Origin of the sequence: Haladaptatus sp. SPP-AMP-3 (assembly GCF_049568665.1) — an archaeon.
GTDB lineage: Archaea > Halobacteriota > Halobacteria > Halobacteriales > Haladaptataceae > Haladaptatus > Haladaptatus paucihalophilus.
Window position 1 is genome coordinate 2,176,594 of the sequence record NZ_CP145897.1, and the last position, 12,774, is coordinate 2,189,367.

The 12,774-nt window shown below is 62.3% G+C and carries 17 protein-coding genes; 9 read left to right on the forward strand and 8 right to left on the reverse strand.

The window, feature by feature from the left end; genetic code table 11:
• Window position 1: 1 nt before the first annotated feature.
• Window positions 2–532, reverse strand: a complete 531-nt coding sequence (locus V5735_RS12065) for a DsrE family protein (RefSeq protein ID WP_423743748.1) — start codon at window positions 530–532, stop codon at window positions 2–4.
• An 87-nt stretch (window positions 533–619) separates the two neighbouring features.
• Between V5735_RS12065 and pspAB the strand changes: the two genes are divergently transcribed.
• The 6 genes from pspAB to V5735_RS12095 all read left to right on the forward strand — a co-directional run bounded on the left by pspAB (window position 620) and on the right by V5735_RS12095 (window position 5,079).
• Complete coding sequence (gene pspAB / locus V5735_RS12070) at window positions 620–1,225, forward strand: PspA-associated protein PspAB (RefSeq protein ID WP_423743749.1); 606 nt, start codon at window positions 620–622, stop codon at window positions 1,223–1,225.
• Between the two features lie 133 nt (window positions 1,226–1,358).
• Window positions 1,359–2,390 (forward strand): DNA repair and recombination protein RadA, encoded by a 1,032-nt coding sequence (gene radA / locus V5735_RS12075; protein WP_007976343.1) that lies wholly within the window; start codon window positions 1,359–1,361, stop codon window positions 2,388–2,390.
• Window positions 2,391–2,633: 243 nt separating this feature from the next.
• Window positions 2,634–3,032, forward strand: a complete 399-nt coding sequence (locus V5735_RS12080) for a DsrE/DsrF/DrsH-like family protein (RefSeq protein ID WP_423743750.1) — start codon at window positions 2,634–2,636, stop codon at window positions 3,030–3,032.
• Window positions 3,033–3,045: 13 nt separating this feature from the next.
• Window positions 3,046–3,288 carry a sulfurtransferase TusA family protein gene (locus V5735_RS12085; RefSeq protein ID WP_069450976.1) on the forward strand — a complete coding sequence of 81 codons (243 nt, stop codon included), beginning with the start codon at window positions 3,046–3,048 and terminating at the stop codon, window positions 3,286–3,288.
• Complete coding sequence (locus V5735_RS12090) at window positions 3,285–4,427, forward strand: NAD(P)/FAD-dependent oxidoreductase (RefSeq protein ID WP_423743751.1); 1,143 nt, start codon at window positions 3,285–3,287, stop codon at window positions 4,425–4,427. The genes V5735_RS12085 and V5735_RS12090 overlap by 4 nt, the downstream gene beginning before the upstream one ends.
• A 10-nt stretch (window positions 4,428–4,437) precedes the next feature.
• Entirely contained in the window at window positions 4,438–5,079 is a 642-nt protein-coding gene (locus V5735_RS12095) for a DUF1641 domain-containing protein (RefSeq protein WP_423743752.1), read from the forward strand.
• A gap of 43 nt (window positions 5,080–5,122) precedes the next feature.
• Here V5735_RS12095 and sufU read toward each other — a convergent pair whose 3' ends face one another.
• The 5 genes from sufU to V5735_RS12120 form a co-directional block, all read right to left on the reverse strand.
• Window positions 5,123–5,542: a Fe-S cluster assembly sulfur transfer protein SufU gene (gene sufU, locus V5735_RS12100; protein WP_007976353.1), complete on the reverse strand. Its 420-nt coding sequence runs from the start codon at window positions 5,540–5,542 to the stop codon at window positions 5,123–5,125.
• Between the two features lie 27 nt (window positions 5,543–5,569).
• On the reverse strand, window positions 5,570–6,919 hold the full coding sequence (locus tag V5735_RS12105) for an MFS transporter (protein WP_423743753.1): 1,350 nt from the start codon (window positions 6,917–6,919) through the stop codon (window positions 5,570–5,572).
• Window positions 6,920–7,012: 93 nt separating this feature from the next.
• Complete coding sequence (locus tag V5735_RS12110) at window positions 7,013–7,861, reverse strand: ArsR/SmtB family transcription factor (RefSeq protein ID WP_423743754.1); 849 nt, start codon at window positions 7,859–7,861, stop codon at window positions 7,013–7,015.
• 143 nt (window positions 7,862–8,004) lie between these two features.
• Window positions 8,005–8,646: an HD domain-containing protein gene (locus tag V5735_RS12115; protein ID WP_423743755.1), complete on the reverse strand. Its 642-nt coding sequence runs from the start codon at window positions 8,644–8,646 to the stop codon at window positions 8,005–8,007.
• Between the two features lie 332 nt (window positions 8,647–8,978).
• On the reverse strand, window positions 8,979–10,223 hold the full coding sequence (locus V5735_RS12120; RefSeq protein WP_423743756.1) for an aminotransferase class V-fold PLP-dependent enzyme: 1,245 nt from the start codon (window positions 10,221–10,223) through the stop codon (window positions 8,979–8,981).
• Between the two features lie 118 nt (window positions 10,224–10,341).
• On the opposite strand from V5735_RS12120, the gene V5735_RS12125 reads away from it, so the two are divergent.
• Entirely contained in the window at window positions 10,342–10,521 is a 180-nt protein-coding gene (locus tag V5735_RS12125; RefSeq protein ID WP_423743757.1) for a hypothetical protein, read from the forward strand.
• Here V5735_RS12125 and V5735_RS12130 read toward each other — a convergent pair whose 3' ends face one another.
• Both V5735_RS12130 and V5735_RS12135 read right to left on the reverse strand, forming a co-directional pair.
• Window positions 10,522–10,812 (reverse strand): DUF424 domain-containing protein, encoded by a 291-nt coding sequence (locus V5735_RS12130; protein ID WP_007976365.1) that lies wholly within the window; start codon window positions 10,810–10,812, stop codon window positions 10,522–10,524. It lies immediately after the preceding gene.
• Window positions 10,809–11,540, reverse strand: a complete 732-nt coding sequence (locus tag V5735_RS12135) for a tetratricopeptide repeat protein (RefSeq protein WP_423743758.1) — start codon at window positions 11,538–11,540, stop codon at window positions 10,809–10,811. Before V5735_RS12135 ends, V5735_RS12130 begins: the two co-directional genes overlap by 4 nt.
• A 200-nt stretch (window positions 11,541–11,740) precedes the next feature.
• On the opposite strand from V5735_RS12135, the gene V5735_RS12140 reads away from it, so the two are divergent.
• Window positions 11,741–12,301 carry a TATA-box-binding protein gene (locus V5735_RS12140; RefSeq protein WP_007976369.1) on the forward strand — a complete coding sequence of 187 codons (561 nt, stop codon included), beginning with the start codon at window positions 11,741–11,743 and terminating at the stop codon, window positions 12,299–12,301.
• 83 nt (window positions 12,302–12,384) lie between these two features.
• The gene (locus V5735_RS12145; RefSeq protein WP_423743759.1) at window positions 12,385–12,744 is read left to right on the forward strand and encodes a DUF7473 family protein; all 360 of its coding nucleotides are present in this window, start codon (window positions 12,385–12,387) and stop codon (window positions 12,742–12,744) included.
• Window positions 12,745–12,774 lie beyond the last annotated feature (30 nt).

Sequence of the window (12,774 nt, forward strand, 5' to 3'; positions counted from 1 at the left end):
GCTACGGCGTCTTGATGTAGACGTATCCCTCTTTGGCCTGTAGTTTCGTGAGTTCACCGACGCCCGCGGGGACGACTTCGACCCCTTCGAGGAGGTCCTCTTTCGCGTAGTTGAGTTTCTCCATGCTGTTGTGACACGCCTTGAACTTCACGCCCTTCCTTGCGAGCGATTCCACTGTCTCGGCTTGGGTGGAGTCGGCCGAGAGGAGTTTGACGCCCACGCCGTTGGCGACGAGCGCGATGGTCTCCGTGTCCGTCGAATCGTCGTTCAACAGGTTGGCGACGTTCGCCACTGCGTGTTTCTGGTGGTCGTCCCCTTCGCTGAAGTGGAATACTGAACTCATTGTGATGTCGTTGGAAGCGTCTTCCGTGGTTCCGTCGTCCGTCTCGGTCGTCGTCTCTGTCGTCTCGGTTTCCGTCGTGGAGGCGTCGGCACCTTCGGCGTCGCTCGGGGCGCTCGAACACCCCGCGAGCGCGACGGCGGTGCCAGCACCTGCCAGTTCGAGAAACCGGCGTCGGGAATGCGTTCCCATCGGTTTCACGGACGGTCTCGATACTCTTTATTAACTGCCACATAAGTATCGCCTCCCTTTTTCCGCACCGACTTCGTACACCTCGATATGGGATTATTCGACGGTATCCGTGAGGTGCTCGGCATCCGCGCTGAGACGGACGCGGGACGCGAGGCCGACCCCGAAGACCTCTTCGGGATGAGCACGGCCTACGTCACGATGGAAGCCGACCTCGGCTACGAATCGGTCGGGCAGGCGGCGCTCTGTTTCTCGGAAGTCGATAGCACCGACTTTCAGGATGCGGTGGACGAAGTGCACGCCATCCTCGAAGCCGGAAAGGAGGAGACCGGAACCGAGGCGACCGCGCACGTGGACAATCACGGTTACTCGTGGTTCGTTCTCGAAGACGACGACCCTGAAGACCTCGTGACGAGCCTTCACTTCGCGGCGGACACGTTCGTTGAGGAGGGCTACGGGTCGCGTCTCCTCGCCGCTATTTTCGGCTTCCAGCGGGACGGCAACTACGTCTACTGGGTGTACTCCTTCCGCCGCGGGGCCTACTATCCTTTCGCGCCGAAGCGCGGCCACGAGCGCGACTCGGCGGCCGAGTTCAAACTCCGGAGCAACATGGACGGTGAACTCGAAATCGAGTCCGACGAACAGTACTGGTATCCGCTCTGGCCGGACCACGCGAGCAAGCATCCGTGGGAATAACCCTCACGCGACTTCCTTTTCGTATCTAAAGGCTTCCCTTCCGATTCGGATACCCTGACACCGGTCGTCAGTTTCACTTTCACCCCGCTGTTAACGGGGGTTTATATGATGACGGGAACAAGGCAGGAGTACAATGGCAGACGTAGACCTCGAAGCACTCCCCGGCGTTGGTCCAGCGACAGCAGAAAAACTCCGTGACGCGGGATTCGATTCCTATCAGAGCCTCGCGGTTGCGAGTCCCGGCGAACTCAGCAACACCGCCGACGTCGGCGAGAGCACGTCCGCCGACATCATTCAGGCCGCCCGAAAGGAGGCCGACATCGGCGGATTCGAAACCGGTTCGCAGGTGCTCGAACGACGCGAGCGAATCGGCAAGCTCAGCTGGCAGATAGACGAGGTGGACGAGTTGCTCGGCGGCGGCGTCGAGACCCAATCCATCACCGAAGTGTACGGCGAGTTCGGTGCGGGGAAATCCCAGATCACCCACCAGCTTTCGGTGAACGTCCAACTGCCGCCCGAACAGGGCGGTCTCCACGGCAGCGTCATCTTCATCGACTCTGAAGACACGTTCCGCCCCGAACGTATCGACGACATGGTTCGGGGTCTGCCGGACGAGGCCATTCAGGCCACCATGGACGACCGCGAAATCGACGGGTCGCCGGACGACGAGGAAGCGATGGAGGAACTCGTCGCCGACATCCTCGACAAAATCCACGTCGCAAAGGCGTTCAACTCCAACCACCAGATGCTCCTCGCGGAGAAGGCACAGGAACTCGCGGGCGAACACGAGGACAGCGACTGGCCCGTCCGACTGGTCTGTATCGACAGCCTTACCGCCCACTTCCGCGCCGAATACGTCGGTCGTGGACAGCTCGCTACCCGCCAGCAGAAACTCAACAAACACCTCCACGACATCGACAAGGTGGGCAACCTGTACAACACCGCCGTCGTCGTGACGAATCAGGTTTCGTCCAACCCCGACTCGTTCTTCGGCGACCCGACCCAGCCCATCGGTGGCAACATCCTCGGCCACAAATCGACGTTCCGGATGTACCTCCGAAAATCGAAGGGCGACAAGCGTATCGTCCGACTCGTCGACGCGCCGAACCTCGCGGACGGCGAGGCCGTCATGCGCGTGCAGGACGGCGGTCTGAAGCCGGAATAACCGTCCGATTATTTTGAGCTTTTCTCGCACAATCGACTATCCGAAGAGCGGTTGAAATCATCGAGCAGCGTTCGATGATATCGGCTGCCCCCGAGTATATCCGTCTTCACCGTTCCTCTCTGGTTCATTTCGATCTGTCCTCGTATTATCCGTGAACATGTCTTCGAATCTAGTTCTCACGATTTTGGAATAGCATCACAATATTATGCCTGTGCGTCGCGTCTCTTCAGGTGTGGTGAGCACATGAACGGCTATGCAATCGTCCTCGCGTCCGAGGACATAGAAAAAATTCAGGCGGCGAGCATGATCGGGTCCATCGCCGCGGCGTCCGACATTCCGGTCGAGGTTTTCGTAACGATGAACGCGCTCAACGCGTTCGAGACGGAGACCGTCGAACGGAATGACTTCAAAGGCGGCCGCGTCGCCGAGGCGATGATGAGCGCTTCGGACGTTCAGGTTCCCCTGTTCACCGACCAACTCGAACAGGCGAAGGACCTCGGTCCGATGACGGTGTACGCCTGCACGATGGCGATGGACCTGCTCGGAAACACGCTCGACGACTACGTGGACGTCTTCGACGCCGAACTCGGCGTCGCCGGATTCCTCGAACGAGCACAGGACAAGAACGTCATATTCGTCTAAACTGGTGATTACAATGAGCGAAACAGAAATCGAACCCGACGTAACGATCGACGCGCGCGGTGCGACCTGCCCCGGCCCCCTGATGGACCTCATCGGGAAGATAAAGAGCGTGGACTCGGGCACCGTCGTCGAACTACAAACGGAAGACAGCGGCTCGAAAAAGGACGTCCCGGAGTGGGTGGACAAGGCCGGACACGAACACCTCGATACCGTCGACCACGACGGCTACTGGAGCCTCTACGTGAAGAAAGCATGAAACGAATCGCAATCGTCGGTGGCGGGACCGGCGGGACGGTCCTCGCTAATCGACTCGCCGACGAACTCGGGCCGGAGATAGACGCGGGCGACGTCGAGGTCACGCTCGTCACCGACGACCCGGACCACGTGTACAAGCCGCTCTATCTCTACGTGGCCTTCGGCAAACGGGAGGTTCAGGAGGCACGCCGACCGATTTCGGAACTCCTCGACAGCCGCGTCGAACTCCGAATCAACCGGGTCGTCTCCATCGACACCGACGAGAAACGGCTCTCGTGTCAGGACGGGGGGACGACGCTCGACTACGACTATCTCGTCCTCTCGACCGGCGCGAAACTCACCCCGGAGGACGTCCCCGGTCTGAAGGAGGGCGGACACCACTTCTACGGGCCCGACGGGGCTGAGGCGTTGCGCGACGACTTGGCCGCGTTCACCGGTGGGCACCTCGTGCTCTCGGTCATCGGCGTCCCGCACATGTGCCCGGCCGCGCCGCTGGAGTTCGTCTTCATGGCCGACGACTGGCTCCGCGAACGGGGACGACGCGAGGACGTCGAAATCACGTACACGTACCCCATCGGACGCGCCCACGGACTCGAATCCATCGCCGAGTGGGCGACGCCGGAACTCGAAAAGCGGGACATCAACGTCGAGACGTTCTTCAACGCGGATGAGGTCGACCCGGAGGAGAAGGTCATTCGGACGATGGAGGGCACGGAGATGGACTACGACCTCTTGGTCGCCATTCCGCCCCACAGCGGCGACGACCTCATCAAGGAGTCCGGCCTCGGCGACGACGGCTGGGTACCGGTCGATAAGGAGACGCTCGAAGCGGACGCCGCGGCGGACGTCTACGCCATCGGCGACACCGCCGACGTGCCGACGAGCAAGGCGGGTAGCGTCGCCCACTACGAGGCGGGCGTCGTCGCCGACCGCCTCGCCAGTCGGATCCGCGGCCACACCCCGACGGCCAGATTCGACGGCAAGACGGTCTGTTTCATCGAATCGGGCATGGACGAGGCGACGTTCGTGGAGTTCGAGTACGGCCGACAGCCGACGGTCCGCGACCCGTCGAAGTTCGTCCACTGGGCGAAGCTCTCGTACAACGAGTCCTACTGGCTGACCGCACGGGGACTCCTGTGAGGTGACCGAGATGGCAGAACAGACAACGCAGGACGATGCCCGAGACGCTCTCGAATCAGCGATAGAGGAGAACCCGGAGGAAGTCGCCCGCCTGATGGAACGACTCGGGCTGGTAAACGGCGTCCTCGATGCGGTTGAGGTCGGAACGTCCGCCCTCGACGACCGGATGGTCGCGGAACTGGCCGGGACGGGAGGAACTCTCGCCGAGGCCGCGGACGGTCTCGCAACGAAGGAGACGGTGGAACTGTCCGAATCGGTCGGCGCGAACGGGGCGGAACTCACAGAAGCCCTGGAGACGCTGGTACGACTGCAGAAGAGCGGTACTCTGGACGAACTCGCCGCGCTCGCAGACCTCCTTCCGCTGGCGTCGGGCGCTCTGGACGACGAGATGATATCCACGCTCGTCGATGCCGGGAGTTCGCTCGGCGAGGTCGCGGATACGGCGTCCGACCCCGACACGGTTCGGGGCATGGAGACGGTGTTGCAGGCGGTCGGCGACGCCAGCGACGCCGAATCGCCGCCGGAGCGCGTCGGCGTTGTCGGCTTGCTCCGTGCGACTCGCGACCCGGAGGTTCAGGCGGGATTAGGCTTCGTGCTCGCCATCGCAAAGGCTCTCGGTCGGGAGACGCGGCGGGAACCGGCGAGAAAGTAGTCGATGGGTCACACCATCGACTCCATTGTGGGTAGAAAACCGTTTAGTCTTCGGTCGTCGTGCGCTCTTCGTCCTTTTCGCCCTCGTAAATCTCCGCTCCGTCTTGGACGACTTTCTCGGCCAAAACGGCGCATTTCACGCGCATCGGGCTGATTTCGACGCCCAGCATGTCGATAACGTCGTCACGGTCCATCGCCGCCACTTCGTCCAGACTCATTCCGGGGAGCTTCTGGGAGAGCATGCTGGCGCTGGCTTGGCTGATGGCACAGCCGTCGCCGCGGAACGCGACGCGCTCGATGGTTTCACCGTCGTCTTCGAGGGAGACGTCGAACTCCAGTTCGTCGCCACAGGAGGGGTTTACTCCCTCGTGGCTGAACTGGGCGTCGGCCAACTCCCCGTAGTTTCGCGGGTTCCGATAATGGTCGAGAATCTGCTGCCGGTACATGTCCGAACCCATGCTCATAGTTGAATCTGGGTAAGAGAGAGTCACCTAAAAGGATTCCGACGATTCGACCCCTGTCGCGGTCGTGAGGCCGTACTTCTCGGCGTCCAACTCGTCGGCCTTCGCGATGTCTCGGAGCAGCGGGTGCGCCACCCAACAGAACGCGATGCACAGGAACCCGAACCCGGCAGTCGCCATGACCGGTGTAATTCCGAGAGCGTCACCGCCGACGCCGCCGAGGAGGGACCCGAGCGGCATCGCGCCGACTGATACGCTCGACAGAACCGACGACACGCGGCCCATGAGTTCCTCGGGGACGACGGACTGTATCATCGCCGCGAAGATGACGTTCGTCGCGCCGACCGGAATCCACGCGAGGAAGAACAGGGCCATCGTCGCCGGAAACCAGCCGATGAGGACCGCGGCGAGCCACGTGATTCCGCTGAAGATGAACCCGCCGATGCTCAGTTTGGCGAGCGAAAACCGCTTGAGCGGCGTCGCGGCGAGCGACCCGACGAGCATCCCGCCGACCACCGTGGCGAGGAGGAAGCCGTACGCGTCCGACCCGCCGTTGGCCTGCGCGTAGGCGGGCAGCACTGCGAGGGTGCTGCCGATGGTCGCGTTGACGACGAGGCTCCCGGCGAGTATCCAGACGAGCACCGACCCGCGAACGTACTGGATGCCGTCGAGGAGTTGGCTTCGGTACGCCGCGACGGCGGCGGTGATACCCTCGGATCGAGTGGGATTCGTCTCTCCAGCCGAATTTGCGCCCGTCTTCGTCTCCCCATCTGAATCCGCGTCTGTCTCCGGTTCGGAATCGGTTTCCGCGGGCGGGATTCGAACGCCGAGGAAGACGAGCGTCGCGGCGAGGAAGGTCACGGAGTCGAGGACGTAGAGCGCGATCGCGCCGACCAGCGCGACGACGATGCCGCCGAGCGCGGTGAAGGCGAAATCGACGCCCTGGTAGGCGAACGAGAACGCCGAGTTGGCTTCCACGAGGTCCTCCTTCTCGACGACGCGCGGGAGGGCGGCCTGCTGCGCCGGGTAGACGAACTGGTTGATGAGCGAGACGACGGGCATCACGACGAGGACGACCCAGACCGAGAGCCACCCCATCACGTACGCGACGGGGACACAGAGAACGAGGATGCCCTCCGCGACTTGCGTGGCGACCAAAATCCGGCGGATTCGCCACCGGTCGACCAGCGGACCGGCGAGGAACTGGAGCGTCTGTGGCAGCATGGTGAGAAATCCGGCCAGTCCGGTGTAAAACGACGACCCGCCGAGTTGGAAGGCGAGCCACATCGCCGCGACGGCGTACGCGCTGTCCCCCGCGTTCGTTATCAACCGACCGACGAACAGCCGAGTGAAGGTCCGATTTCTGAATAGAGAACGCATGAACCGAGACAGGAGCGGCGGACGGATATATGATTCCAGAATTACATTTCTGTTGCTGAAACGACCGAAAGCAGGTTCTGTTGGGAATTTGGTCTATTCGACGCTGACGGTCAATTCTCCATCGACGCTCAGTCTGAGTTCGTCGCCGTCGAGTTCGATGACGCATTCGACCAGCAACGGGTCTTCGGAGACGATTCGGGCGTTCCCCGGACGTGGCCATTCGAGTTCCCACACGGGGTAGTCCGTGAGGTCGATACCGTGGTCGTAGTGGAACGCGACGACCGCCGGGTGCTCCAAGAGGTACGTTCCGACGTTCCCGGCGGCGTAGTCCCCGCAGCGCTCACAGAGGAATTCGATGCCCGCTTCCTGCTCGTCGGCGAAGTACTCGGACTCGGTGACGAGCGACCCGACCGTCTTCCCGGAGCAGTTCAGACACACGCCGTCGGCCATGAGCGAGAACACGTTGAGGAGCCAGCGCTCGAACGTCTGCCGTAACTCCGTCTCGTTTCTCCCCTCGAACGCCCCCGGCGGCAACCCGAACGTCGAGCGGTTCCGCTCGCACGTCTCACAGCGGACCCGAACCGTCTCCTCCTCGTACTCCGCGATGAGTTCCGTTCCGCAGTCGGGACAGTACGTATCGAGCGCGAACGTCTCGGCTTCTGCGCGCTGGGTGTACGTCCCCGAGAGAATCGCGCCCATGATTCGAAACCCAGCGTAGGTGGGTTCGTACTTCTCGTCCGTCTGCCGGACGAACAGGCCGACGAGTTTGTTCAGGTGGTAGTTGAACTGTCCGCTGTCTCGAATTCCCACTCGGTCGTGCAGTTCCGAGAACGACAGCGGGTCGTCGGCGTCCCAGAGGGCTTGGATAATCTCGATTCGCGTGTCGTTCCCGAGCAGAGAGAAGGCTTTCTCGGGGGACACGTCCCGTTCATCCGCGTCCATGCCCGGAGATGGGCGGGACGTGTGAAATAGCTTTCAGCACGTGTTCGATTTTCGTTCGGTTTTCATCCCCTTTCCGTCCGCTTCCGTTCTCCTCTGTCCGCTTCCGTTCTCCTCTGTCGCTTTCGGTCCCGGCGACGACCGCCTCAGCGTTCGCCCGCGGCTTCCGCTTCGAACCGCTCGACGAACGCCTCCACGAACGCTCGGCGCTCTTCGGCCATGCGTCTACCCGCGTCGGTGTACATCCGCTCCGGGAGTCGGAGGATTTTCTTGTGGAAGTGGTTCACCGACGTCGCGCCCGAACGCGTCTCGTCGGCCTCGATGGGAACGTCGGGGTCGTGCATGGGTTGGTCGTGTTCCGCGCCGTAGCAGAAGACGCGCCCGATACCGACGGCACCGAGAGCGTCGAGGTTGTCGGCATCGGACAGCAGTTTCGCCTCCAGCGTCTCGGCGTCCACGTCGTTCGAGAAGCGGTGTGCCCGAATGCAGTGCTGGACAGCCTCGACTTCCGAATCCGTCACGTCGAATCCGTCGAGGAGTTCGCCCGCCTCCTCGGCACCCCACTCGGCGTGGTCGTCGATTTCGCCGCGGTCCTCGCGTCCCCGGCCGATGTCGTGCAACCACACCGCCGAAAAGAGGATTCGCTCGTCGGGGTCGTACTCGGCGGCGAGCGTTTCGGCGAGGGCGGCGACCCGCTGGACGTGGTGCCAGTCGTGTGCGGGTGCGACGTTTTCGAAGTACTCCTCGGCGTGCGGTCGAATCTCGTCCGGGAGGGTTCGCGGTGACATGTCGTTTCTGAGGTGTTTCGATGGCGTCGATAAAAACGATGTGAAGGATACGATTTCGACGGTGAGAAACGGAGTGCGTTTGAGTACGTCGTTCCGATGCGGCCGTCGTGGCGCCCGTGACTTCGACTGCTAGGGTCCATACCGCATCCGCATGCGGACGGTTCGCGCGAGTTGCGCGAACCGCCCTCGGCGTCCCCTGACCTCCCCGGGCACGCGGACACCTGCGCCGACCGCTGGCGCAGGTGTCCGCATCGCGCGTCCCGAAAGCGGATGCATCGCCGTCGCTCTCCGGGATGTGGTTCGAAAACTTCGAAAAACGAAATCGCCGCCGCTTATTGGGCGAACAACTGCCGGGCGTCGTCAACGGCCTCGACCAGTTTGTCGATTTCCTCGCGGGTGTTGTAGATGTAGAAGGAAGCCCGCGCGGAGGCCGCGATGCCGAGTTTGTCGTGGAGCGGTTGCGTACAGTGGTCGCCCGCACGGATTGCGACGGCGTGGTCGTTGAGGATGCTGGAGAGGTCGTGGGCGTGGACGCCATCGACGTTGAACGAGACGAGGCCGCCGCGGTCGTCGGCCGGGGGTCCGTAAATCTCCACGTCGCCCTCCTCGGTCAGGCGGTCGTAGGCGTATTCGGCGAGTTGCTCCTCGTGGCGCTGGACGCGCTCCACGCCGATATCCTCCAGATAGTCCACGGCGGCCGCGAGTCCGATTCCCTGCGCGATGTTCGGCGTTCCGGCCTCGAACTTCCACGGCAGGTCCTCCCACGTCGAATCGTCGTAGGTCACCTTGCGAATCATGTCGCCGCCGTAGAGGTACGGGTCCATCTCCTCCAGAACGTGTTCCTTGCCGTACAGGCCGCCGATGCCGGTCGGGCCGACCATCTTGTGGCCCGAGAACGCGTAGAAGTCGGCGTCGATGGCTTGCACGTCCACGGGGCGGTTCGGCACCGCCTGCGCGCCGTCCACGAAGATGTAGGAATCGTGGTCGTGGGCAATATCCGCGAGTTCGCCGACGGGGTTCGTCGTTCCGAGCGTGTTCGAGACGTGGACGACGCTGACCATCTTGGTGTCGTCGGTGATCATCTCTTTCGCGGCTTCCATGTCGAGGTAGCCCTCGTCGGTCACGGGGATGTACTTCACGTCCGCGCCGGTTTTCTTCCCGAGCTGTTGCCACGTCACGAGCGACGCGTGGTGTTCCATCTCGCTCAGGACGACCTCATCGCCCGGGCCGAGTTCGTTGAGTCCCCACGCGTAGGCGACGAGGTTCTCGGATTCGGTCGTGTTCTTCGTGAACACCATCTCCTCGCGGCCGTTCGCGCCGATGAATTCGGCGAGTTTGTCGTGGGCCTCCTCGTAGGCGATGGAGGCCTCCTGGCTCAACTGGTGGATGCCGCGGTGGACGTTCGCGTTGTAGTTCCGGTAGTAGTCGCTGATGCTCTCGATGACGGCTTCGGGCGTTTGGGTGGTCGCCGCGTTGTCGAGGTACACCACCTGATTGCCGTTGAACTCCCGCTGAAGAATCGGGAAATCATCACGGATGCGTTCCACATCCAGCGCGTCGGATTGCTGTGATTCCATTGCGTAGGAATTGGGTTTCGAGTGGGAACACTTCTTCGGTCTTCACAGGCCGTCGAAACCGTATTTGGTTACGAGAACGACGGTGTGGATTAAGTCGCTTCGACCCCTCCGTTTCGGCATGGTTTCGAAACGACGGCTCGGCGCGAGCATGATATTTCTCGGCCTCACGTTCGTCGGCGTGTTCCACGCGTTCGCCGCCATCGCGTTTCATACCGGACTGCTGTCGGTCGCGGTCGGAACGGTCGTCGGGTCCGTGCTCTGTCTGGTCGCGGTGAACGTTCCGGCGTACCTCGACTGACTACATCCGCAAGAACTGCGCGTGCCGGGTCGAATCCAGTTCGAGGACGTTCGCCTCGTTCACGAACCCGGCTTCGACCGCGAGCGCCACGGCGTCGGTGCCGACGATGTTCGCCACGTCGGCGCGGTTGAGGCTGTGGACGACTTCGTCCTCGTCGGCCTCGTCGCCACCGTAGAACTCCTCCGTCACGGTAAACGACATCTCGCCCGTCTCGAAGGTCTCGCCGAGCACGTCGTCGTCGCAGACCGCGACCAACAGTCCCTCTCCGGTCTCGCGCTCCTTGAGTATCATTCCTGGACCAGCTCTTCCTCCGCCTCCTTGCGCATTTCTTCCGCCTCCTCGGCGAGCCGCTCTGCTTCCTCGTCCTCGCCCAGTTCCTCCAGCGCGCGCGCCTTCTCCTCGATGACGTGCGCGTTCCGGAAGCCGAGCCGAATCGCGTTGTCGAAGCAGTTCACCGCGTCCTCCACGAGGCCGCGTTCGAGCAGGAAGAACCCGCGGTTGAACCACGCCTGCGGGAAGCGCTGGTCGATTTCGACCGCGCGCTCCGAGTGTTCGAGCGCCTGCTCGGTCCGTCCCGACTCCCAAAGTGCGTACGCGAGGTTGGTCTCCGCCGTCGCGGCGTGTTCGCTGTCGTCGTCGATGTGGATGGATTCCCGGTACGCGCTGATGGCCTCGTCCCACTCTTCGAGTTCGGCGTGCGCGACGCCCTTGTTCGTCCACGCCTCCTGTTCCTCACGCGACCCGTCGTCGGCGAAACGCGCCGCGCGCTCGAACGTTTCCGTCGCTTCTTCGAAGCGATTTATCCGCGTGTAGCTCAGGCCGACCTCGATGAGGTCACCCACCGACACCTTGTCGCGCGGAATCGACTGCTGGTCGAGGAGGTCGGTGACGACGCGGGAGTCAACCGGGTCCACTTCTTCCGGGTTCACTTCGAGCTCCGGCGGCTCCAAATCGAACCCTTCGTACGGGTCGTCAAAGCCTGTCCCCTCAGAGAATTTGTGACTTCGCTCGTCGCTCATTACCCGCCGATTGGGGCGGCGCACTGTTAAGGTCTGCGCCATGGAATATCGACGGGATTCGATTCGAAACACCGAAAATCAGAGCGATGAACCTCCTACATCAGGATTTCGTTCGTCGTTCGCTCATAAAGGCCGATTTCGTCGTGTCAGTCTGGACTACCAACCTTTATAAACCTTAAATACGTCATTTAAGTCGCGCTATGACCGACCCCAAGGAAACCATCAACATTGAAAACGTGGTCGCCTCGACGGGCATCGGGCAGGAACTCGACCTCCAAAGCGTCGCTATGGACTTGGAGGGCGCGGATTACGACCCCGAGCAGTTCCCCGGTCTCGTCTACCGTACCCAGAACCCCAAATCGGCCGCACTCATCTTCCGCTCCGGCAAAATCGTCTGCACCGGCGCGAAGAGCACCGCGGACGTCCACGAGAGTCTCGAAATCGTCTTCGACAAGCTTCGTGAACTCAACATTCAGGTCAACGACGACCCCGAAATCGTCGTCCAGAACATCGTCACGAGCGCGGACCTCGGACGCAACCTGAACCTCAACGCCATCGCCATCGGTCTCGGCCTGGAGAACATCGAGTACGAACCCGAGCAGTTCCCCGGCCTCGTCTACCGCCTCGACGAACCCGAAGTCGTCGCTCTGCTGTTCGGCTCCGGCAAACTCGTCATCACCGGCGGCAAGAAGCCCGAGGACGCCGAACAGGCAGTCGACAAAATCGTCTCCCGTCTCGAAGAACTCGGTCTGTTGGAATAACGTCTCATCTCCTTTCCTTTCGCGGTCCATCGTTCCGGAGTGACATCGCCATACACAAGCCGATTCGGTCCGGAACCACGGGTATGGCACTGCTGGGTGACTTGACGCCGCTCGTCGGAACGTACCTCCTGTTGGCGGGGTTCCTCTCGTTGACGGGGTTCATCGCCGCGCGAAACGTCCTCGGGAGCATCCCGTTCAGGCGCGCCCTCGTCATCGGCCCGCCGATAGCCGCCCTGCCGTTTCTCCTCCAACAGTACTTCCCGCCGCTCGTGGTCCTCATCGCGCTCGCGCTGGACGTCTCGCTGTTCCACATCGTTTTCCGCCTGAAGTGGCGCACGGCCGGATTCGTCACCTTCATCCACGTCGTCGTCACCATGCTCGGCGGCATCGTCATCGGCGGACTCGTCTACCTCATCTCCATCGGGCCGCCGTCGCCCCAGTGAACGGGGAAGAAAGCATTTACCCTCAGCCTG

Excerpts from the sequence above, each read along its gene's own strand:
- V5735_RS12110 (WP_423743754.1), bottom strand. The coding sequence starts at position 7,861 with ATGGACGCGGATGAACGGGACGTGTCCCCCGAGAAAGCCTTCTCTCTG.
- V5735_RS12095 (WP_423743752.1), top strand. The coding sequence starts at position 4,438 with ATGGCAGAACAGACAACGCAGGACGATGCCCGAGACGCTCTCGAATCA.
- radA (WP_007976343.1), top strand. The coding sequence starts at position 1,359 with ATGGCAGACGTAGACCTCGAAGCACTCCCCGGCGTTGGTCCAGCGACA.
- V5735_RS12105 (WP_423743753.1), bottom strand. The coding sequence starts at position 6,919 with ATGCGTTCTCTATTCAGAAATCGGACCTTCACTCGGCTGTTCGTCGGT.
- V5735_RS12130 (WP_007976365.1), bottom strand. The coding sequence starts at position 10,812 with ATGATACTCAAGGAGCGCGAGACCGGAGAGGGACTGTTGGTCGCGGTC.
- V5735_RS12135 (WP_423743758.1), bottom strand. The coding sequence starts at position 11,540 with ATGAGCGACGAGCGAAGTCACAAATTCTCTGAGGGGACAGGCTTTGAC.
- V5735_RS12120 (WP_423743756.1), bottom strand. The coding sequence starts at position 10,223 with ATGGAATCACAGCAATCCGACGCGCTGGATGTGGAACGCATCCGTGAT.
- V5735_RS12080 (WP_423743750.1), top strand. The coding sequence starts at position 2,634 with ATGAACGGCTATGCAATCGTCCTCGCGTCCGAGGACATAGAAAAAATT.
- V5735_RS12125 (WP_423743757.1), top strand. The coding sequence starts at position 10,342 with ATGGTTTCGAAACGACGGCTCGGCGCGAGCATGATATTTCTCGGCCTC.
- V5735_RS12115 (WP_423743755.1), bottom strand. The coding sequence starts at position 8,646 with ATGTCACCGCGAACCCTCCCGGACGAGATTCGACCGCACGCCGAGGAG.
- sufU (WP_007976353.1), bottom strand. The coding sequence starts at position 5,542 with ATGAGCATGGGTTCGGACATGTACCGGCAGCAGATTCTCGACCATTAT.
- V5735_RS12090 (WP_423743751.1), top strand. The coding sequence starts at position 3,285 with ATGAAACGAATCGCAATCGTCGGTGGCGGGACCGGCGGGACGGTCCTC.
- V5735_RS12145 (WP_423743759.1), top strand. The coding sequence starts at position 12,385 with ATGGCACTGCTGGGTGACTTGACGCCGCTCGTCGGAACGTACCTCCTG.
- V5735_RS12140 (WP_007976369.1), top strand. The coding sequence starts at position 11,741 with ATGACCGACCCCAAGGAAACCATCAACATTGAAAACGTGGTCGCCTCG.
- V5735_RS12065 (WP_423743748.1), bottom strand. The coding sequence starts at position 532 with ATGGGAACGCATTCCCGACGCCGGTTTCTCGAACTGGCAGGTGCTGGC.
- V5735_RS12085 (WP_069450976.1), top strand. The coding sequence starts at position 3,046 with ATGAGCGAAACAGAAATCGAACCCGACGTAACGATCGACGCGCGCGGT.
- pspAB (WP_423743749.1), top strand. The coding sequence starts at position 620 with ATGGGATTATTCGACGGTATCCGTGAGGTGCTCGGCATCCGCGCTGAG.